Source organism: Paenibacillus sp. NPDC056933 (assembly GCF_042674385.1).
Classification (GTDB): Bacteria; Bacillota; Bacilli; order Paenibacillales; family Paenibacillaceae; genus Paenibacillus.
This window is the reverse complement of sequence record NZ_JBHUQN010000001.1, coordinates 1,101,908-1,123,699: the sequence shown is the minus strand read 5'-3', so window position 1 is coordinate 1,123,699 and position 21,792 is coordinate 1,101,908. Positions and strand designations below refer to the sequence as shown.

Sequence of the window (21,792 nt, the reverse complement as noted above, 5' to 3'; positions counted from 1 at the left end):
ATACCTCTATTCTATGCAAAAAAGCGGAAGGGCCTTCGAACCCTTCCGCTCTCCTGTAGCTTATTCCTGTACCTATTTCAACTTGGATTATGGTTGCTGCTGTTGTTGACCTGTCGTTTGAGTTGTATCATAATCGTTTTTGTTGCCGATTTTGATTTTGACATCCATTTTTTTACCGTCACGTACAACATTCAGTGTCACTTCACTGCCAATTTTCTGTTTTTTAATAAAATCAATCAGATCCTGACTTGTACTGTATGCCGTGCCATTGGCACCTGTAATGATGTCATAGGCGCGTAGATCTGCCTGATACGCAGGAGATTGATAGATCGTGCTCGCAACAACGGAACCTTCGGTAATATCCGTTCCCATTTGCTTAGCCACTTCAGGTGTGAGGGCCATCAACGATGCGCCGATAAATGGTACTGGCTCTTTGGGAACTTCTTTGTTTTGTTTCAAATATTTCACCGCATCCGAGATCACGCTCGATGGAATGGCAAATCCAATCCCTTGAGCATCTGCGCTCACAGCAACGTTCATACCGATAACTTCCCCATTCAGATTAAGCAACGGCCCCCCCGAGTTACCAGGGTTAATGGATGCATCTGTTTGTAACAGGTGACTGTATTCACGCGTTTTGCCTGTTTCTTCATCCGGAATGCTAATGGTACGTTCTTTGGCACTCAACACACCTGCGGTAACGGTGTGCTCAAATCCTTCCGGGTTACCAATTGCAACAAGCCATTCCCCGACTTGTGTGCTGTTGGAATCACCCAGTGGAGCGACAGGGAAATTATCGTCGCCGCTGTTTTTCTCAATTTTCAATACGGCAAGGTCGAGATCAAAACTGCTTCCCAGCAATTTCGCTTCATACGGTTTACTGTTGTTCTCCAGCGTAACCTGAATGACATCTGCCCCTTGAACCACGTGCTGGTTCGTCAGGATGTAGCCTTCTTTGTCAAAAATAAATCCGGAACCAATACCGAGCGGGACCAACTGATTGCTGCTTTGTTGCTGTTGATTTTGACCCTGGTAGCTATCTGTTCCGCCATTGCTTCCATTACCAAAAAAGTATTGGTACAATGGATCACTCATCGTAGAACCACCTTGACTGCTGCTACGTGATGACTGTTTGGCAAGTGTTTCTATTTTGACGACAGCAGGACTTGTACTCGTTACCACGGATGAAACATCCTCTTTACCGGTAGGCAACAGCGATGCAGTCACGTTATTGCCACCGCCCGTGTTCGTGGACGTAGATTCCTGAGCAGAGCTTGGATTCTCAGCACTCGTCAGAGCTTCCTGCGGTGTAAACATGTTTGTTCGATCAGCTGTATACATCAACACAGTAATAACCAGCATACCGGCGATGAAAGAAAACAGCAGCGATCTTACGGAAGAACGCGGCCGACGATTATTGTAATTCCAATTGCCGTTATTCTTGCCGCCGTTGCCTTGATCTCCTCCGTTGCCTGAACCATTTCCGCCACCTCTGGCTGACGGGTTACCCTGTTCAGATGATTCGTTGCTGTAGTAAGTAGGTACTGGCTTCACAGGATCCGGTCTTGTAATCTGTACATTTCCTTCTTCACGTTGATTATGTTCTCCATTGTAGCTTGCTGTATCTTCCTGATTCACGGACTGAAAAGGTCCATAAGAATAATAATAGGAGGAATCGTCCGTCCCCGATGAATTGCGATTCTCTGCTTGTTTTGTATCATTTTCCTCGTCTTGACGGTTCGCTCTGTAATTACGTTCGTCCATGCCTCTCTACCTCCCAATCTCTTATTCGCAAGAGATATTCTTTAACTGTCCTTATTTTGTACTTTAAACCTTAACCGTACCTTAAAAACAATTAAAAAGGAGATAAAAGCACGCTGTTATAGAACATTTTCCCCGCCAAATCTGTATTCTAACCCTTATTTTTCACCCAACCCTGACGATGAGCGTATATGGCCAGCTGTGTGCGATCGTCCATTTCACATTTCATCAGCAGATTGCTCACATGAGTCTTAACCGTTTTAATACTAATATGTAATTCTTCCCCGATGTCCTTGTTGGTTTTCCCCTCAGCAATTAACAGGAGTACTTCCTTTTCCCGTTCCGTCAGGCCTGACTCATTCTCTCTCGCTGTACGCTGTCTGATGCCACGCGTTAATGCCTGCGATACATCGCCTGTCATCACAGGCATGCCTCGGTATGCTCCCTGCAGAGCATAGATCAGTTCTTCAGCAGATACCGTCTTCAACACATAACTGACCGCACCTGCTTCGATGGCCTGAACCACCAGGTCATCCTCCAGAAAACTGGTCAGCATCACAATTTTCATTCCCGGAAATTCGGTCATAATGGCTTGTGTCGCTTCCGCCCCATTCATCACAGGCATCATCAGATCCATCAGGATCAGGTCAGGCAGTTCACTTTTGTCCAGCTTGCACAGTCGGTCCAGTGCCTCCTGCCCGTTGCTTGCTTCCCCCATCACATGAAATGTGGGCTCCAGCATAAGATATGTTTTCAAACCCATCCGCACCATGTCATGATCATCCACAATCATTACATTCACTTTTCCGCTCATTCCATTTCCCCCTCTGGTTCACTCGGAAATTTCGGGATGAATACTCGCACCGTCGTTCCCGCTCCCGGCTTCGATATAATCTGAACCTGACCCCCAAGCTTCTCTGCCCGTTCACGCATCGTTGATAATCCGTATGAACCCGCGCGTTCCGCTTGCTGCAAAAAACCTTGACCATCATCGCTGATGCTCATGCTGATTTGATGTTCACTTTCACGTATGGACAGACTGACCAGTCCAGCCTCTGCATGTTTGACCACATTAGCAACGGCCTCCTGAATAACAAGAAACAGCTGGTGCTCGATGGCATCCGAGATTCCGCCATCCAGTTCCAGCTCTTTGACGCCTTTCAATCCGTTCTGTCTGCAATAATCCGGGAACCATCTGTCCAGCGCTTCGGCCAGATCCCGACCCTCCAGTTCCACTGGACGAAGCTGGGCAATAAGTCCTCGCATCTGCCGCTGAGCAATATGAGACATCTGGATTAATTGATCGAGTACCTTGCTGCCATGCTCCGGATTCATCTCCAGCAAGCGTGGTAAGGAAGAAGCCGACATGTGCATGGCAAACAGCTGCTGACTTACCGTGTCATGCAAGTCTCTTGCCATGCGTTTCCGCTCTTCAAGTACGGCACGTTCTGATGCCTGTTCCTTTTCTATAACTTCCTGCTCACCGAGCCGCTGAAGCAGTCTCATTTTTTTCTCAATCGAATCCATCATGACATTGAATTCCTGATATACCCGGCCAAATGAGGCGTCATCTGTTTCAGGCAGGCGAACCGAGAGATTGCCTTTGGACACTTTCAGCATATTGAGATCCAGAAGATCGATTTTCCGCTGAAGGCGCAGAGCAGCGATATACCCGGTAATCACAGTAGCCAGTACAACAACCGCAACATAGGTCCAGGCGCGCTGGCGCCCGGTTCCCATCAGCACCTCCCCGTACAGGAGATAGAATCCGCCCAAGGCAATGAGCCCGGTCAGCGAAAAATACATCATCAGTTCCCACTTATTGGCCTTGAGAATCGTTCGTATCATGCGTTAACCCACCTTATTCACTTTAACATCTCCAATAAACACACTGACGATAATCCGTACTTTTTTGCCCGCTTCACGGTAGTGTGAAGTTTCAGCCTGCGCGCTGCTCAGGAAACCGCCGCGTTTCTGGTTCAACAACGACATATCTCCAATGAAGGAGTTCGTCGTCACCGTCACACCCAGATCCATATCCTCCGGTACAAACACTTTTACATCCCCAATAAAAGAAGAGATGTTAATCTTCGTCTCGCCATACGGAATCTGTGCTTTCGTCAAATCTATCACGGTATCGCCAATAAATGCCGAGATGTTCATGGGTTTCAGCGAAAACACTTCCTGTCCCATATACAAATCACCGATAAATGATGATTTGTTCAACGTATGCCCGCCGCCATTATAGTTGGCATCATCATACATGTCATCGTCATCATATTTTCCGTAGCCATTTTTGCTTGATCCGTAAGCGTCATACTTCTGCTTGTGCTGGTGTCCATAAGATGTCTGATCTTCCTTACCTTTATAAGATGAACCATGTGAATCGTTCTTCGGCTCCTGTTTCGGTTTACCAAATGTTTTTTCGAATTGCTCATCAAACGAAGATGGCATCTCCAGATCCTCAGGGGACAGCGGCTTATAAGGCTGCTCGGGTGGAGGTGGCTGCATTTGTTCATGGTGCTTGCGATCACGGCGCCGTGGTCCAATCAGAACAAACAATCCACCACCAATTAACATCACCGGAATGAGATAACGAATGAACTCACCCATGGAATAATCAATCCAGCCTAGATTTCGTGCCAAAAAATACCCCCCGATTGCCAATACAATAGCTGGTCCGATAAAAGCATAACCGCCATGACGACGAATTTCAGTCATCCCTTTTACACCCCACCAAATTAAGAACAGCGGCCAATATGTTCTGAACACGTATCCTATATCAATGTCATATCCCATTTGTCTGAACAAAATGATTGCACCAATCGCAATAAGAGGAATGCCAACCCACCAGCGGTCCCGTGTAGATCGTTTCATCGCTCATGTCTCCTTCGTCTTTATTCTGTACTCAGTTTACATCAGATAATGGTTGGTTAACAGCGGCGGCAGATGGAATCGTTCTCAGTCTTGAGACCGATCCGGAAGGATTTTTATGTAAAAAATATATAAATAAAAACACCCCGGAGCTGCTGCTCCAGGGTGCCTGAATCATTTTTATTTTTGGAATTTCCCTGCTTGGCCTGCTTGGCCTGTTTGACCAGTGTTTTCTACACCGAACTCGGCATTGAATTTTTCATCAGGTGTTTTGAAATTTTCCTGTACTTTGTTTTGCTCGGATTGTTTTACTTTGTTTGCTACATTTTCTTGCCCAAACTCCGCATTATACTTCTCGTTTGGTGTTTGGAATCCTTGGGATTTCTTAGCCACAACGATCACCTCTCTCTTCATATTTACGCTGCATTGCTGCATCGCGGGGTTCGTCCCCAGTCAATATTATGTGAAGAGAGCACTTTAGTTATTCAGGTGTAACCTTCCAAATTAAATCGCCTTGTCCAACCAGGAATCCGGTACCGATTTATACACGTCGATGGCTTCCGATAGCTCTTCCAGCATCTTTTCAGTGCATTTTCCAGCACCTTGTTTGATTACCTGTACTTCGACATCCTTTTTGCCCCATTCCTTGTACACTTGTTTTGTTGTTGGGAAATAGAGATCAATCTTATTGCCCTTGATGGCCGAGCCCGTGTCTGCAACGATTCCGTATCCGTAGCCTGGAATATATAAAATGGAGCCCATGGGAAACAGCTTTGGATCAGCTGCAATCGTTGAGACGGTTTCTTTATCGCGCCGTACCTTTACACCTGAATACGTAATTCCGTATTGTGGATGTTTAGGCCCCTTTCCGGTTGATTCCACACCTGCCGTGTATCCGGTCGCCGTCACCTTATGTGTGTCCAATACCTGTTCTGTACGCGGTGCGAGCACTGGCATGGATGGGTCATTTCCGATCTGCCTTTCTGGAAATTGCGGTCGTGGAATGACAATGGGCTGCGGGGACCACAATAAAGCCATATAGACCATGGTTGTTAGTTGAGCCTGATCACTGTATGCATAGACTGCCGTATCTGGATGGTGGCCTTCACGTTCATCTGAAGTTTCGTTGTCGCGACTCTCCACATACAGGACTTCATTTTCCTCTTCAAAGGTATACGCTTCTGCCAGATTGGAGCCCATAGCTATTCCAATAAGCAACACACAGCAAGCAATGGTGAATCGTACGTTATTCTTTTGAATTAAGAATTGCTTTTTCATTATAGAACCTCCCCCTTACTGCAAAGGTTTTCCAAAATGAAAAAATTCTATACTTTACCCTTGAAGAAGCTAATGAGCCAGCACGTTCAAAAACCCAAAAATAACAAAAACCCGTCTAAACACCAAGAAATTAATCATTGGGTTCAGACGGGTCTCTTATTTAGAAAACACAATACTGAATTACACCAGACGTGATGTAATCTCTTCTTTCAGTTGGGCTACAATTTCGTCTACAGGCTTCATGCCGAGATCGCCTTCTCCGCGTTTCCGTACAGATACGCCTTGAGCATTCCGCTCATTTTCACCAACGACGAACATGTATGGCATTTTTTCAAGCTGTGCCTCACGGATTTTATATCCGAGCTTCTCATTACGCAGATCGGCTTCAGCTGAGATTCCCGCACGTTTCAGCTTCGCTTCCACTTCACGGGCATAGTCATCGAAGTTACCGGATACCGGGATAACCTTCGCCTGCACAGGAGACAGCCACAATGGCAGAGCCCCTGCAAAGTTCTCCAGCAAGAAAGCAGTGAAACGTTCCATCGTACTGATTACACCACGGTGAATAACGACTGGACGATGCTTCTGCCCGTCATCTCCTACATATTCCAGTTCAAAGCGTTCTGGCAAAAGGAAATCCAGTTGAACGGTTGATAATGTCTCTTCTTTACCCAATGCAGTTTTGATCTGTACATCCAGCTTCGGACCATAGAACGCCGCTTCGCCTTCTGCTTCATAGAATGGCAGATCCAGTTCTTCCACAACTTCACGCAGCATACGCTGGGACATTTCCCACATCTCATCATTCTGGAAGTATTTTTCGGTATCTTTAGGATCGCGATAGGACAGACGGAAACGATATTCGTGAATGCCAAAATCTTTATATACCGTTTGAATCAGCTCAATAACACGAGCAAACTCTTCCTTGATCTGATCCGGGCGTGCGAAAATGTGAGAGTCGTTCAGCGTCATTGCCCGTACACGGTGCAGACCTGTCAACGCGCCCGACATTTCATAACGGTGCATCATACCCAGTTCGGCAATCCGAATTGGCAGATCACGGTAGCTATGCATACTAGATTTGTACACCATCATATGGTGCGGACAGTTCATTGGACGAAGAACAAGTTCCTCGTTGTCCATGACCATTTTCGGGAACATGTCTTCCTGGTAGTGTTCCCAGTGTCCGGATGTTTTGTACAATTCCACATTACCCAGAACCGGTGTGTATACATGCTGGTATCCCAAGCTTTCTTCCAGATCCACAATATAGCGTTCCAACGTCCGGCGTAGTTTGGCACCGTTTGGCAACCAGATCGGCAACCCTTGTCCAACCAATTGGGAGAACGTAAAGATTTCCAGCTCTTTGCCGAGTTTACGGTGATCCCGTTTACGAGCTTCTTCAAGGAAATGTAAATGTTCATCCAGCTGTGCTTTTTTCACAAAAGCCGTACCGTAAATACGTTGCAGCATTTTGTTTTTGCTATCTCCGCGCCAGTAAGCACCCGCAACATTCATCAATTTGAATACTTTGATTTTGCTGGTGGATGGTACGTGTGGTCCACGGCACAAGTCGAAAAATTCGCCTTGCTCATAAATGGTGATCACACTGTCTTCCGGCAAGTCACGAATTAATTCAAGCTTGTAAGGATCGCCCACTTCTTCGAAAATGTTGATCGCTTCCGCGCGGCTAACTTCTTTACGTACAATTGGCAAGTTTTCATTAACAATACGTTCCATTTCCTTCTCGATCTTTTGCAGATCTTCGGGATTGAGCGGTTGTTCCAGATCCATATCATAGTAAAAACCATCTTCAATGACTGGGCCAACACCGAGGTGTACCTCTTTGTTCCCGTATAAACGCTTCACCGCTTGAGCCATCAAGTGAGCTGTACTGTGACGCATCACTTCCAGACCTTCTGGTGAATCCAGGGTTACGATCTCAACCAATGCTCCTTCATGCAAAGTGGTGGACAAGTCCACTACGATTCCATCCAGTTTGCCGGCTACGGCATTTTTGCGCAGTCCGCTGCTGATCGAAGCGGCCACATCTTCAATACTGCTTCCGTCGGCATACTCACGAACCGAACCATCCGGTAATTTAATGTTAACTGCCATTTGTCTCATTCCTCCTGTAAATGTAACCTGAATCCATTCAATTGATGGACTGGATTATCTATTGCAATTCCTGCCATTATGGAAAGAAACGCAAAAAACACCCGTCCCGGCAAAGGGACGAGTGTTATATACTCGTGGTTCCACCCTACTTCAGCTGCTTCATCCAAACTCAGAAGTACAGCCCTCATTGGCATGACGGTAACGGGCATGACCCGGCATATCCTTACTCACGGATCATTACCAACGATTGAAGAGGTAACTTCCAAATCCCGCTTTCAAAACTGCAGCTACAAAGGGGTAAACCAAACGTGGCAACCGGAGGAAATTTCAGCCTAGTTCCCTCTCTCTGCACCGACCTTGCGAATGGTTCTTGTCTTTGTCAACGCTTTTGATTATCAACAGTTATTATAATTGCCGAGATCACTTGCGTCAAGACTTGTCAGCAATCCTGAGCGCAACACTTCACACTCCGGACAATGATGACATAATTGTACCTTGTCTTCAAAGATCTGACGGATGGTAGAGATGACTGGCAGGTCGGGTGTTTTGGTGTGCAGCATGACTTTTTCGGGTGAGATGGAGATCAACGTACTTACAATCATATCTTCAATATCCATTTCCAATTCAAGTCCAGGCATTTCCACGACGACCTGTTCGTCTTTTTGTACAGGCAGCGCTCGAAGTTCAGCATCAAATACCTGAAATTCATGCAAACCTTTGTGTACCAGATGCACAAGCGGTACTTTGGCTTCCTGAAAGAACACAAAATATTTGAGCAGCCCCATAAATTCTTCGTATTGACGATCCATCCAGAATTCGTCCAGCGCGTATTCCACCAGTTCATGAAGCTCCTGTTTGTATTGCCGAATCCGGAAATTAAGGATACCTTCCAATTGAAAAAAATGAACATCCTCCAAATCCTGCTTCAGACCTGTTGCCAAAGTAGCGCGGCGACGCTCCCGAAGTCCTGGCTGGTCCAAATCACCATTGATTAACAGAGGCATGCATATCCGATTGACTTTTTCAACCTCTTGTTCATCCATTACCGAGCAAGCTTTGGAAATCATATCTTCCACTATATGCCGTTCACGCGTATCCATGATGAAATCTGCAAGCCCCATCGCGAGCAAGTCACTGATTTGAGGAAGCCACTGCTGGAAGTCTGCGTGATTCTCATTCCCCCTGCAGACCCAGGTCGCTCTTCCATCATTATGTTTGAAGGTGAGCCGAAATCCTCTTTTGCTTATATGTAAACCTTTGGTTTTTTCCTTCACACAACGATAAAATTGATCAGCTTCCTCTTGCCCCGATACCTCGGTCCATACGGCGAACAGTTCCATAAGAATCACTCCTTTCCTTCTGTTCAAAGTATATGGCAAGGCCGATTGGGATATACGAAGCGGATTGATGGAAAGCGTGTCATGATTTCTCAGTATATTATCAATCCGTTTGGAGTTAAGCCAAAAATGTGTTATTATTTTTATAACAGTATGTTTCACGGAAAGGGGGGAAGCCAAAATGAGACAACAACCAAGACTACTCCGTTACGCGTTTATTATCATTTTGTGCGTATTTCAAGCGTTGTCCTTCCCTATTCCGATGCAGTCGGAATCCGCTGTGGAGATAACCGTTGAGACGACTTCCAACAAGGAAGTGCTTGTCCACACATTGGAGTCTCAGCAGAAACCTGCCATTCGCAAATACCCACAAGTCATGTCGAAGTTGATTGCGGTTACGCATAACAAACCTGTCTTTCTTGTGCTCGCTTTGTTGCTAATGCTGCGAATTCCTACACCGCGTCTGCCCTTTAAACCGTTGATTTGTCTGTTTAAACGCAGATTATTTCTGCTACCCATCAAATTCACCAGCATGTATGTATCTCCCACCCCTTCAGCACCAAAATACGTGAACGCTCTGAACTAGCCGTTATACCGTATTTGTAGGTTGCTTTGCATGGAGACACCTCTATCTGAAAGACGGTGTGCTTGTGCATAACTTATAACCCTTTTAGCTAATGTAAGATATCAACCCATTTTCATAAAATAACACCTAGTTAATAACCATTATTTTGTTATACCCATTTTCAGCAAAAATTCCAAACACAAGGCTGTATGTCAGGAGCACCTGGCTCTGTTTGCCCGCATCATTTAATGTTCCTTAGAGCAGCAGATCATTCTATTTTCGGGAAATAAGCCTGTCTTCTGTGGCAGCCTTCAATTTAAGGAGGCATACTATCCATGGATGTACGCGAAACAGATTTGCCGGGAATCGGCAAGAAATTTCAGATTGAAACGAGCAGTGGAGATAAAATTATTGTCATTATTCACGATGATGGCCGCCGGGAAATGTATCATTTTGAATACGAAGATCCGGACCAAAGCATCTCCATGATTACGCTTGATGACTATGAAGCAAGACAGATTGCTGCCATTGTTGGTGGATTGACCTATAAACCAAAGCAGCTTGAAAATATTGAAGTAACGTTTGATGACCTCATTATCGAATGGTACAAAATCGAGCCATCCTACGGATGTATCGGTAAATCGATTGGTGAACTGGATGTTCGTCAAAACTCAGGGGCAACGGTTATTGCCGTTGTAGAGAAGAATCACAAAAAACATATCAGCCCCGGTCCGGAGGTAGTGATTAGTGCAGAATCCACGGTTGTAGCTGTTGGCGAACGCAATCAGCAAAAGCTATTCAAATCCCTCCTCCTGACCGGAAGGGGGTGAGTCGATGGATCATTTGATATTCGAAGTGGGTCTGGCGCTTGTGCTCATTGCAGCGGCCGGACTATTATCCGCAAAACTGAGATTTTCGGTCGTTCCATTTTACATCTTGATCGGGATGGCCGTTGGACCACATGCTATGAAGATCTGGCATCTGGATTTCCGCTTCATCGAAAGTCAGCCGTTTATTGAATTTATGGGCCGCATCGGTATCCTGTTCCTTCTCTTTTATCTCGGCCTGGAATTCTCGGTTGGTCGTCTGATCAAATCGGGTAAATCCATTGCCGTCGGCGGCTCCATTTATATTGGGATTAACTTTACGCTGGGATTGATTTTCGGATTTGCTTCCGGTTTCCCTGCTGCAGAAGCTCTTGTCATCGCCGGTATCACAACAATTTCATCCAGTGCCATCGTCGCCAAAGTACTCGTTGATCTCAAACGAACGGCCAATCCGGAAACGGAAATGATTCTGGGTATTATCATGTTTGAAGATGTGTTTCTCGCAGTATATATCTCCATCTTGTCTGGACTTGTGCTCAGTGATTCATCCTCCATCGGAGGCGTCATTGTATCGGCACTCATCGCGCTTGGATTCATGCTCATTGTCATTATCCTTGGACGTAAAGCGACACCGTTGCTCAACAAAGTTCTTAAGATTCGCTCCAATGAGTTATTCTCCCTTGTGATTTTCGGTGCATTGTTCCTTGTAGCCGGATTCTCTGAAACCATTCATGTCGCAGAAGCGATTGGGGCCTTGCTTGTTGGTTTGGTTCTGGCCGAGACGGAGCATGCAAAACGGATTGAACATTTGATTTTGCCATTCCGTGATTTCTTCGGCGCGGTCTTCTTCTTCAGCTTTGGACTGTCCATCGATCCGCTATCTCTTGGTGGCGAAGCCGTATGGCTTGCGTTGATCGCAGTTGTGCTCACACTATTCGGGAATTTCCTTGCAGGCATGCTCGCTGGACGCAGTGCAGGTTTATCACCGAAAGCATCAGCCAATATCGGTTTGACCATTGTGTCACGTGGTGAATTCTCCATCATTATGGCCAACATGGGTAAAGCCGGAGGACTTCTGCCGCTGTTGCAGCCGTTTGCCGCATTATATGTGCTCATTCTGGCCATCCTTGGACCGTTATTAACGAAAGAATCCAAACACGTGTTTAGATTATTGGATAAAATATTTAAGTTTAAAGATCCTCGGAAAAAGAAAGAAGAGCCGAAGGTACTTCAGAAAGAAGGATAACCCCCTGTCTGTTCAGAACAGACAACGTTCGTACTCGCGGCTCTACCGCCGATCTTTCTGTGATTAACCCAGGGAGAATGGCACGAAAGCCGCACTAAGGAGGATGACCTATGAAAGCACCTCTGATATCGGCTAATCCGGTGCCACAAGCCGCCAAGACCAGATGGTCATCTACCCGTCGCATGTTGAATTTATTATTTGTGATTGCGGGTGGAATTCTGGCCTCCGTGGGACTTGAATTGTTTTTACATCCCAATAAAATCATTATTGGGGGCATTACGGGTATCTCCTCGTTGTTCGCTCACTGGACCGAAATGAGGATTGGTTTGTTTCTGTTTTTGTTTAACGTTCCGTTTATTTTTCTGTCCTACCGACTCGTGCAAAAGAAATTCGTACTGGTCACTGTTCTGGGTTTGGTTGTCTTTTCGATTGGAGCCATTGTGCTTCATCCCATGCCGCCGCTAGTCGAGCACCCGCTGACTGCCGCCATGTTTGGCGGATTATGTCTCGGTTTAGGAATCGGTCTGGTCGTGCGATATGGCGGGACACTGGATACGCTGGAAATCGGTGATCCGTCCTCCCGTCCACCAGAACGTCTGTTTAGCGGAAAACGGATGCTTATCGAAAAAATAATCATGCTGGTCAACTTGTTAATTCTAACCGCTGCAGGTGTTGTCTTTGGTTGGGATCAAGCGATGTATTCAGTAATCGCCTATCTCATTGCTTATGAAATGGTGTATATTGCTTTTCGAGGGTTCACAGCCAAGCGCAAAATATGTATCTTAACCACACAAAGCGCCCAAGTTGAAAAAGCTGTCCGCAAACGGCTGCGCCGTGAACCTGGAACATTTGATTCTCCAACCAATTCAGGACACCCTGCTCTGACCGAAGGATGGTTCCAACACGTTCCGGGAGCACTCTACTATGAGATTCATTTCCTCGAAATGATTTGGCTCAAATCCATTGTGCGTCATATTGATCCTCATGCAGGCATTGTGACGAACCCGGAAAAATAGTCTGGATTCCTATAGGCTAGGCAAACAAAAACTCTCTCTGATTCCTATGGATGTTAACCATTCATTGAGGATCAAAGAGAGTTTTTTGGTTAATTGCCGCTTTTCCTTATATCTTATAACTCGACTATCGCTTTCACCACATGTGAATCCGGGCTTAACCATACGTCGATAGAATCAGGAAGTTGGTCAAAACTCGCCCGATGTGTAATGTAATCATCCATGCTCCATTTCTTCTCCCGCAAGATCGACATGACCTGCTCGAAATCCTCTCGGGTTGCATTTCTACTGCCCAAAATACTCATCTCCCGCTTGTGAAACTCAGGATCATGAAAGGAAATATCGGCTTTGACCAGCCCAACAAAAATTAATTGACCGCTATGGGCCACGTACTGGATGGCTTCATTCATCGAATGTGCATTTCCTGTTGCATCAAAAACAGTGGTTGCATAGTCCCCATTCGTAATTTCGGATACTTGCTGTACGGCTTGCTCATTGGCCTGAACCAAGAAGTCCACTCCCGCCCAGGAGCGGCTACGTTCCAGCCTGTCCATATTCCGATCAATGGCAATGACCTGAGCCCCTGCCTCTTTGGCAATTGCCATTACGCCAAGACCAATGGGTCCAGCTCCAATCACCACAACCTGTTCACCAGGCCGTATCGCTGCTCTTCTGACCGCATGAGCACCAATACTGAGCGGTTCCACCATCGCAGTTTCATCCAGTGTAAGTCCTTCTGCCCGGATCAGATGGGAGACAGGCACAACAATCCTCTCCCTCATGCCGCCGTCCACATGAACGCCCATGACCTGCATGGACACACAACAATTCGTTTTCCCAGATCGGCAAGCGATACAATGACCACAATGCAAATATGGAATAATACTCACCTGATCTCCCGGCTTCAGGCCCGCTTCATTGGGTCCGATTTCTTCAATAACCCCTGCTAGCTCATGGCCCAGTACACGAGGATAGGTGAAAAATGGCTGATTGCCCTTATAGGCATGCAAGTCAGTTCCACAGATGCCGATCCGCCGGATGGAGACCAATGCCTGATTCTCAGCTCTTTCGGGCTCATCCATCTCCCGGAGCACCAAACGATTGATTTCTTCACATACAACAGCCCTCATTCCTGCTCCCCCTCTGTTGATACTTTTGGCTTCATGTTATGTTCGATGTTGTATTCAGGTCGGCCGCTGGCCCAGCTCACATTATGAATTGGAGCCAAAATACGCAGTACCTCGGATAGAAGTTCCTGATCCAGTGGTTCTTCCAACCAGGCTGCATTGTTGCGGATATTATGCTCGCTTGCACTGCTGACCAGTGTCGTTGGAATCCGTTCATTGGCTGTCGCAAACTGCACGGCAAGCTTCGCAATATCACTGCCTTGTTCCATACAGTACCGGGCGGCTTGCAAGCAGACCTGCTTCACGCGATCATCTGCCGGATGCCAGGCAGGAGTCCCTCTTGTGCTTAATAGGCCCATAGAAAGTGGCGAAGCATTTACAAGGCCAATATCTTTCTTTTCCAAAAGAGGAAGCAATGAGAGCAGTGAAGTATCATTCAAAGCATAATGGCAATAAGAAATGATGGCGTCGGCATCGACCTGTGGTAGTACTTTCTCGAATAAAGGTAATGGCAATCCACATATGCCTGCATAGCGAATTACCCCCTTCTCTTTCAGGCGGAGCAAGGTTGGGAAGGCTTCTTCAATAATGATTTCGGCCGGCACAAACTCAATGTCATGCAGGAACAGGATGTCGATATAATCCGTGTGCAGGCGGTTCAGGCTTTCCTGTACACTTTCATGAATCCGCTTACGTGAAAAATCAAACGTATTCTCTCCATATCGCCCAGCCTTGGTTGATAGCGTAAACGAGCTGCGCGGCAAACTGCGAAGGGCTTCTCCAAGCACAACTTCAGCTTTTGTTAATCCATAATAGGGCGAAACATCTATATAATTCATCCCTGCATCAACCGCAGCATGAACTGTACGAATACCCTCACCTCGGTCAATATCGCGAAAAACGGAACCCAGTGAGGAAGCTCCAAAGCTTAATGCAGGTACTTTCAGTCCCGTCTTTCCAAGTACTCTTGTTTTCATCAAATTGCCCCTTCCCAGCATGTCTGCTTACTCAAGTGCCCTTTTATTGTAACAGTTCAATTTCTATATAAAATATCGCCAAATGCGTAATATGTACTGTTTGATGACCTTGGTATCAACGATGGGAAAATGCGAAATGAAAAAGCCCGCCGATTTCCCCATTAAGGAGTAACCAGCGGACTTCAGATCCATAACCTATTAAGTGTAATCGCATGGATTCAATGGATCGGATTGAATTACATCGTTTTATAATAGCAATTAGTTCTGCATAACAAAATCTTCATGAACAGCGTTCTCTTCATCAAACATCCGCAGGATGTCATATTTGGTGTTCCGCTGTGCCGGAATGTAGCCCGATTCCCGAATCAACCGGAGAATCGATTCAATGTTGACTTTATACGTCGCACCTGCAGCAGACACCACGTTCTCTTCGATCATGGTGCTACCAAAGTCATTGCAGCCAAATTCAAGTGATTTCTTGCCAATCTCAGGTCCCATCGTAACCCAGGAGGATTGAATGTTCTTGATATTATCGAGAACGAGTCGGCTAATCGCTACCGTTTTCAGATACTCTTCCGGTGTCTGACGCTCCAGTTTCAGGTTCGTATTATCCGGTTGGAATGTCCAAGGGATGAACGCCAGGAATCCTTCGGAATCGTATTTGTTCGCGATGCACTCGTCTTGAGCTTCACGTACACGAAGCAAATGCAGTGCGCGTTCTTCCATCGTTTCACCAAGACCGATAACCATCGTTGCCGTTGTATTCATGCCGATCCGATGTGCCGTCTGCATAACGTCCATCCAGTCGCGCCATGAACCTTTCAGACGACTGATTTTGCGACGTGTGCGGTCATCCAGAATTTCGGCACCACCACCTGGCAAGGAATCCAGTCCCGCTTCGTGGATTGCACGTACAACCTCTTCCAAAGTAAGACCATCGGACACTTCGACCATTTTCATAATCTCAGCCGGGGAGAAAGAGTGCATCGTAATATTAGGGAAACGCTCTTTGATTGCTTTGAGCAAATCAGTGTAATAGCTAAACGGCAGGTTCGGATTCGTTCCACCCTGCATCAGAATTTCCGTACCGTTCACATCTTCTGTTTCCTGAATTTTCTGGAAAATGAGTTCATCGGGAAGTACATACCCTTCTTCAGAACCCGGTCTGCGATAGAAAGCACAAAAACGGCAGTACACATCACACACGTTCGTGTAGTTGACGTTACGCCCAATGACAAATGTTCTGTATGGTTCGGGGTGCATGCGTTTTACAATCACATTGGCGGCGGCCCCGATTTTGTCTACTTCATTTGATTCAAATAGCTGAATCGTGTCTTCCAAATCCAAACGTTCGCCCCGAAGGGCTTTATCTAAGATACGGTCTACCGTACTCATCGTAAAAAGCCTCCCTCATGAAGAGAAAATAGTATCACGATCCGTCCCAACTTGTTCATATCGATGAAAGTTTTGGTGGCAACATCGTATTTCTGTACTCCCCATATCGTAACACAGGTTACATGTGAAAAAAAGCACCTTATGAATAGGTGCTTTAAAAACAAGTAAAAATTTTTACAATCCTTATGTTTTCAATCTTGCTTCAGCATACTTCAACACGGTGGTTCATCACATTCTGATTCTACGATTCCTGAAGTGCCTGATCCAGATCAGCAATCAGATCATCAATGTCTTCCAAGCCAACGGAGAAGCGCAGCAATCCGTCCGTTATTCCACGATCACGACGAACCTCAGCCGGCATTGCCGCATGGGACATCATCGCCGGGTACGAGAGGATACTCTCCACTGCACCAAGACTTACGGCAACAATTGGCAGTTTCACCCGGTTAAGTACTTTCTTGGCCCGATCACCCGAACCAACATCAAATGAAACTACAGCTCCGTAACCACTTGACTGACGCTCATGAGCTTCACGACCTGGATGATCCAGCAGCCCAGGATAGAATACAGCCGTAATATCACTGCGTCCGCTAAGCCATGCTGCCAGCTTGGCTGTGCTCTGTTCACTATGTGCCATACGTGCACCCAAGGTTTTCATTCCACGCATCAGCAGCCAGGATTCCTGAGCACCAAGGACCGTACCAAGTCCATTCTGCAATTGTTTCAATTGTATTCCCAAGGAGTCTGTCCGGGCAACGGCCAACCCCGCCAGCACATCACTGTGTCCGCCAAGAAACTTGGTGGCACTATGTACAACAATATCCACTCCAAGCTCAATCGGGCGTTGGTAATAAGGTGTCATAAAGGTGTTATCCAGAATCGAGATTAACTCATGTTCCTTCGCCCAGGAAGTCACGGCCGCGATATCCGTAATTCGCAATGTTGGGTTGGATGGAGTTTCCATATAAACAGCCTTGGTATTCGGCTTAATCGCCGCTTTTACTTCCTCTATATCGGTCATGTCTACAAATGTCGTTTCAATCTGCATCCGGCTGAGAATGGACGTTAGCAAGCGGTATGTGCCACCATAAACGTCTTCCGTCACAATTATGTGATCTCCTGCCGAGAACATCATGAACACACTGGAGATCGCAGCCATGCCAGAGGAATAAGCGAATCCACGTGCTCCGCCTTCAAGCAGTGTGATGTAATCCTCCAGAGCCTGACGAGTCGGATTGCCCGAACGGCTATAATCATGTTGAGGCGGATTAAAAATATCAAAATGATGGAATGTGGAGGCTTGATAGATGGGCACGCTGGAAGCCCCTGTGGTTTTATCGATTTCGTCACCGAAATGCAGCAGCTTGGTTTCGAACTTCAGGTCGGAATGAACATTCCGTTCCTGATTATTGGAATGGTTATTTTGTTCACTCATGATGAACTCCTCCTTCAATCTCCTGTTGTGCAGCTGACAGTGCATTTCCCAGATCGGCAATCAGATCATCGGCATGCTCAATCCCTACAGAAAAGCGCAGCAGACGGTCATCCACACCTACAGCATCGCGAATTTCAATCGGAATATCGGCATGGGTCTGTACCGCAGGATAGGTCATCAACGACTCGACTCCACCAAGACTCTCCGCAAAAGCGATCAGCTTGATGTGACGCAGCAATGGTTCAACATAACGAGCATCCTTTACTTTGAAGGAGAAAATGCCAGTGTTTCCGCTGGACTGTTTATTCTGTACTTCAAATCCGGGGTGATCCGACAGACCTGGATGGTACACTTCACCAACAGCTGGATGTTCCAACAGGTACTTGGCAATCGTCAAGGCATTATACTCATGGCGTTCCATACGCAGAGCGAGTGTCTTCATGCCTTTCATCAGCTGATAGGAGTCGCTTGGAGACAACACTGCTCCGATGGAATTGTGCAGAAATGCCATTTCTGCTGACAATTCTTCCCCCTTTGTAATAATTAATCCCGCAAGTACATCGTTATGACCACCCAGATACTTCGTAGCACTATGGATGATGATATCGGCGCCGAGTTCAATTGGACGCTGGAAGAACGGAGTCAGCAGTGTATTATCTACAATGGTCAGCAGATTGTGGCTCTTGGCCCAGGAGCTAACGGCTTCCAGATCTGTAATCATCATCAGCGGATTGGTCGGTGTCTCAACAAATACGGCTTTGGTATTCGGCTGACGAATACTTTCCATAGCCTCAAGGTCATTGGTATCTACATAACTAGCCGTTACCCCGAAGCGGGATAAAATGCGTTCAAGCAAACGATACGTTCCACCATAGAGGTCCAGCGATACAATCAGATGATCTCCTTGACCAAATAGGGCAAAAATCGTTTGCAGGGCAGCCATGCCGGAGCTACAGGCAAAACCGGCATCACCGGATTCCAGTGCTGCCGCTGCTTCTTCCAGCACTTTACGGGTTGGATTCGTCGTACGAATATAATCAAAACCTGTACTCTGTCCAAGCTTCGGGTGGCGAAACGCAGTGGATTGATAGATTGGAAAATTAATGGCACCCGTTACCGGTTCATTGATGGACCCAATTTGAGCCAATCGGCTTTCAATTTTTAACTTGTTATCTTCCATTGCTGCATCCTCCTGGGATCTCGATTAGATTTGCGGTCCAATATCGTAAGGCGTCTCTTGATATACATAGTAATTGAGCCAATTAGAGAATAATAAGTTTGCATGTGCCCGCCAAGTTGCCGGAGGGACACGGGAAGGGTCATCATTCGGAAAATAATGTTTAGGAAGAGCCACATTCATTCCCTTGGCTGCATCCCGGTCATATTCCCATTTCAATGAAAGCGGATCATACTCGGCATGTCCGGTTACAAAAATCTGCTTGCCGTCTTTGGTGGCGACCAGAAAAATGCCAGCCTCCTCGGATTCAACCAAAATTTCGAGGTTATCATTCTTTTCAATATCTTCACGGCGCACTTCCGTGTGACGAGAATGCGGAACGTTAAATACTTCATCGAATCCGCGCAGTAACTGCACATTGGATTTGTTGATCGTATGTGAGAATACGCCAAAGCATTTCTCATCCAGTGGAACTTTCGGAACACCAAAATGATGGTATAAACCCGCTTGGGAAGCCCAACAGATATGCATGGTCGAAGTTACATTGGTTTTGGTCCATTCGAAGATCTCCTGGATCTCCTTCCAATAGTTCACGTCTTCGAAGTCCATTTGCTCTACAGGAGCACCTGTAATGATCATGCCGTCAAAACGGCGATGTTCAATCTCGTCAAAGGTTTTGTAGAACAGGTCCAAATATTCCTGTGATGTATTCTTGGATGTATGAGATTTCGGATGCACCAGAACGATGTCCACCTGAATGGGTGTGTTTCCGACTAGACGAAGCAATTGCGTTTCTGTCGTTTCCTTTGTAGGCATCAGGTTTAATATAGCGATACGGAGCGGACGAATATCTTGCTTATAAGCAGATGTTTCGTCCATGACAAAGATGTTTTCTCCTGCGAGCACTTCCTTGGCTGGCAGGGTGTCTGGTATTTTGATCGGCATGTTGTTCAAACTCCTCCTTGTGCATAGATAGATGCAGCATGGGCTGCCATGAGCTTGCCTTCAGGCGCTGGATGCCATTACATCAAGTGACAAGCTCAAGTTCCGTAGCGAAAATCACTGCTGAGAAGTCGGGGCATATAAAACAAAGACCTTCCTCGGATTCCGAGAAAGGTCATATGTAAATAGATATGCGCCTCTCTCATCTCTCAGTTACAACAGTGCCACATGGACACTTGGTCGCTGCAAGAATTAGCACCGTACGGATATACCGCCGGTTGCCGGGTTTCATCGGGCCAGTCCCTCCACCTACTCTTGATAAGATTTCGCTGTATTCAATTGTAATTTAAAATGGTTCACCGTCTACTTTAAAACATTAATCCACTCACGTCAAGATGCAGTTCATAGTCTTCACCTCTGGACCCGGAACCGATCAACTTCCGTTGTCATACACTGCTCCAGGGCGCGAAATCGACACATTTTTGCGCTTGAAAGCACCCTGTACCAGCGGTATACTAAACAAGTGTTATAAACCCTTATGTGAGAGGTGACATATTCAATGGATGGCGACCCGAGGCCCGACTGGCAGCCGAGTTCCTACAAACTGCATAGAGAATTGACATCAGCATGCCGGCAGCGGGACGTTACTTCCGTTTGTATATAGAGCGAACGCAGTCCTGATCTCCAGGCTCCGCTGCCGACCGGCTGATCTCTTCTTTTTTGCGCCCAAATTGATAAAAATCCGCCAGCTTGGCGGGTGCAGAAGGAGTAGATAAACAATGAAAATCCGGTTGGTAAACAACGGTGTATTTATCCCGGTGGACGACATTCAGCAGGCGCTGACTCCACCAGCGGAGGGATTTTACTGGATTGATGCGGATGTAGACGATTTGGCGGTACTTCAACCGCTGTTCTTAATGCATGATCTGGCAGTGGAAGACTGCTTGAGTGACGAAGAACAACGTCCGAAGATTGAAATTTATGAGAGCCATTATTTTATTGTCATTAATAGCATTCGTTTCGATGATGAAGAGATTTTTTTGCGTGCCGTCAACCTGTTCCTTGGAAGACATTTTATTATCAGTGTTACGAAACAGAAAGTCAGTGAATTACGGACATTGAAACCGATACTATGGGAACAGGAAATCAGCACCCCGGATCGGCTGCTGTACCTCCTCGTGGACTTGATTGTTGATAATTATTTCACAGTCGGTGACCGGATTGAAGCACGGATTGAGAAGCTTGAGGAAGATATCCTGATGCACACCAAAAAGTCTCATTTGAATGAGATCATCGGGCTGCGCAGTGAGATTTTGTGGCTCAAGAAAGTGCTGGGACCTCAGAAAGAGGTCATTAACACCCTAAACAAAAAAGACCTGCGTCTCATCGATGATCAGCTGCAAAAATACTTCAGTGACATTTATGAGAATGCTGTGAAGATATCCGAAACCTTTGAGACGTATCGCGACCTGATGGGCAACTTGCGAGAAGCTTACCAATCGAGTATTGCCAACCGAGCGAATGAAATCATGCGCGTGTTTACCGCGATTACCACAGTCTTCATGCCACTGACGGTCATTACCGGTATTTATGGAATGAACTTCGACAACATGCCTGAGCTACACTGGAAGTATAGTTATTTTGTTGTCATCGGATTAATGGTTACTCTGGGTCTGAGCATGTTCTTTATTTTCCGCAAGAAAGACTGGGTTTAAACTGC

Annotated in this window: 19 protein-coding genes and 1 riboswitch; of the genes, 5 read left to right on the top strand and 14 right to left on the bottom strand. The window is 46.3% G+C overall.

Annotated elements, in window-relative coordinates; all coding sequences use genetic code 11:
- Window positions 1-87: 87 nt before the first annotated feature.
- The 8 genes from ACFTRD_RS05180 to ACFTRD_RS05145 form a co-directional block, all read right to left on the bottom strand.
- Entirely contained in the window at window positions 88-1,764 is a 1,677-nt protein-coding gene (locus ACFTRD_RS05180; RefSeq protein ID WP_379378026.1) for a S1C family serine protease, read from the bottom strand.
- 148 nt (window positions 1,765-1,912) lie between these two features.
- The gene (locus ACFTRD_RS05175) at window positions 1,913-2,575 is read right to left on the bottom strand and encodes a response regulator (RefSeq protein ID WP_192265551.1); all 663 of its coding nucleotides are present in this window, start codon (window positions 2,573-2,575) and stop codon (window positions 1,913-1,915) included.
- Complete coding sequence (locus ACFTRD_RS05170) at window positions 2,572-3,609, bottom strand: sensor histidine kinase (protein ID WP_379378025.1); 1,038 nt, start codon at window positions 3,607-3,609, stop codon at window positions 2,572-2,574. The genes ACFTRD_RS05175 and ACFTRD_RS05170 overlap by 4 nt, the downstream gene beginning before the upstream one ends.
- A gap of 3 nt (window positions 3,610-3,612) precedes the next feature.
- On the bottom strand, window positions 3,613-4,638 hold the full coding sequence (gene liaF, locus ACFTRD_RS05165) for a cell wall-active antibiotics response protein LiaF (protein ID WP_379378024.1): 1,026 nt from the start codon (window positions 4,636-4,638) through the stop codon (window positions 3,613-3,615).
- 177 nt (window positions 4,639-4,815) lie between these two features.
- Window positions 4,816-5,028 carry a hypothetical protein gene (locus tag ACFTRD_RS05160; protein WP_379378023.1) on the bottom strand — a complete coding sequence of 71 codons (213 nt, stop codon included), beginning with the start codon at window positions 5,026-5,028 and terminating at the stop codon, window positions 4,816-4,818.
- Between the two features lie 111 nt (window positions 5,029-5,139).
- A complete protein-coding gene (locus tag ACFTRD_RS05155) occupies window positions 5,140-5,913 on the bottom strand; it encodes a 3D domain-containing protein (RefSeq protein WP_379378022.1) in 774 nt (257 codons plus the stop codon).
- Window positions 5,914-6,093: 180 nt separating this feature from the next.
- Window positions 6,094-8,031 (bottom strand): threonine--tRNA ligase, encoded by a 1,938-nt coding sequence (thrS, locus tag ACFTRD_RS05150; RefSeq protein WP_379378021.1) that lies wholly within the window; start codon window positions 8,029-8,031, stop codon window positions 6,094-6,096.
- A 395-nt stretch (window positions 8,032-8,426) separates the two neighbouring features.
- A complete protein-coding gene (locus tag ACFTRD_RS05145; RefSeq protein ID WP_379378020.1) occupies window positions 8,427-9,371 on the bottom strand; it encodes a putative sporulation protein YtxC in 945 nt (314 codons plus the stop codon).
- 178 nt (window positions 9,372-9,549) lie between these two features.
- On the opposite strand from ACFTRD_RS05145, the gene ACFTRD_RS05140 reads away from it, so the two are divergent.
- From ACFTRD_RS05140 to ACFTRD_RS05125, 4 genes are all read left to right on the top strand, one after another.
- A complete protein-coding gene (locus ACFTRD_RS05140) occupies window positions 9,550-9,954 on the top strand; it encodes a hypothetical protein (RefSeq protein ID WP_379378019.1) in 405 nt (134 codons plus the stop codon).
- 314 nt (window positions 9,955-10,268) lie between these two features.
- Window positions 10,269-10,763 (top strand): cation:proton antiporter regulatory subunit, encoded by a 495-nt coding sequence (locus tag ACFTRD_RS05135; RefSeq protein ID WP_192265535.1) that lies wholly within the window; start codon window positions 10,269-10,271, stop codon window positions 10,761-10,763.
- Between the two features lie 4 nt (window positions 10,764-10,767).
- Window positions 10,768-12,006 carry a cation:proton antiporter gene (locus ACFTRD_RS05130; RefSeq protein WP_113051643.1) on the top strand — a complete coding sequence of 413 codons (1,239 nt, stop codon included), beginning with the start codon at window positions 10,768-10,770 and terminating at the stop codon, window positions 12,004-12,006.
- 110 nt (window positions 12,007-12,116) lie between these two features.
- Window positions 12,117-13,022, top strand: coding sequence for a YitT family protein (locus tag ACFTRD_RS05125; protein ID WP_379378018.1), 906 nt, complete (start codon window positions 12,117-12,119; stop codon window positions 13,020-13,022).
- Window positions 13,023-13,135: 113 nt separating this feature from the next.
- Here the strand turns inward: ACFTRD_RS05125 and ACFTRD_RS05120 are convergent, their stop codons facing one another.
- From ACFTRD_RS05120 to metA, 6 genes are all read right to left on the bottom strand, one after another.
- Complete coding sequence (locus tag ACFTRD_RS05120) at window positions 13,136-14,149, bottom strand: zinc-binding alcohol dehydrogenase family protein (RefSeq protein WP_379378017.1); 1,014 nt, start codon at window positions 14,147-14,149, stop codon at window positions 13,136-13,138.
- The gene (locus ACFTRD_RS05115) at window positions 14,146-15,123 is read right to left on the bottom strand and encodes an aldo/keto reductase (RefSeq protein WP_379378016.1); all 978 of its coding nucleotides are present in this window, start codon (window positions 15,121-15,123) and stop codon (window positions 14,146-14,148) included. The genes ACFTRD_RS05120 and ACFTRD_RS05115 overlap by 4 nt, the downstream gene beginning before the upstream one ends.
- 258 nt (window positions 15,124-15,381) lie before the next feature.
- Entirely contained in the window at window positions 15,382-16,518 is a 1,137-nt protein-coding gene (gene mqnC / locus ACFTRD_RS05110; RefSeq protein WP_192265525.1) for a cyclic dehypoxanthinyl futalosine synthase, read from the bottom strand.
- A gap of 241 nt (window positions 16,519-16,759) precedes the next feature.
- Window positions 16,760-17,953 (bottom strand): trans-sulfuration enzyme family protein, encoded by a 1,194-nt coding sequence (locus ACFTRD_RS05105; RefSeq protein ID WP_379378015.1) that lies wholly within the window; start codon window positions 17,951-17,953, stop codon window positions 16,760-16,762.
- On the bottom strand, window positions 17,946-19,133 hold the full coding sequence (locus ACFTRD_RS05100; protein WP_379378014.1) for an aminotransferase class I/II-fold pyridoxal phosphate-dependent enzyme: 1,188 nt from the start codon (window positions 19,131-19,133) through the stop codon (window positions 17,946-17,948). The genes ACFTRD_RS05105 and ACFTRD_RS05100 overlap by 8 nt, the downstream gene beginning before the upstream one ends.
- 24 nt (window positions 19,134-19,157) lie before the next feature.
- The gene (gene metA / locus ACFTRD_RS05095; RefSeq protein ID WP_192265518.1) at window positions 19,158-20,075 is read right to left on the bottom strand and encodes a homoserine O-acetyltransferase MetA; all 918 of its coding nucleotides are present in this window, start codon (window positions 20,073-20,075) and stop codon (window positions 19,158-19,160) included.
- Between the two features lie 196 nt (window positions 20,076-20,271).
- Window positions 20,272-20,397, bottom strand: a riboswitch (SAM riboswitch).
- Window positions 20,398-20,851: 454 nt separating this feature from the next.
- Here metA and corA point away from each other — a divergent pair.
- Window positions 20,852-21,787 (top strand): magnesium/cobalt transporter CorA, encoded by a 936-nt coding sequence (gene corA / locus ACFTRD_RS05090; protein ID WP_379378013.1) that lies wholly within the window; start codon window positions 20,852-20,854, stop codon window positions 21,785-21,787.
- The last annotated feature ends 5 nt before the right edge of the window (window positions 21,788-21,792 follow it).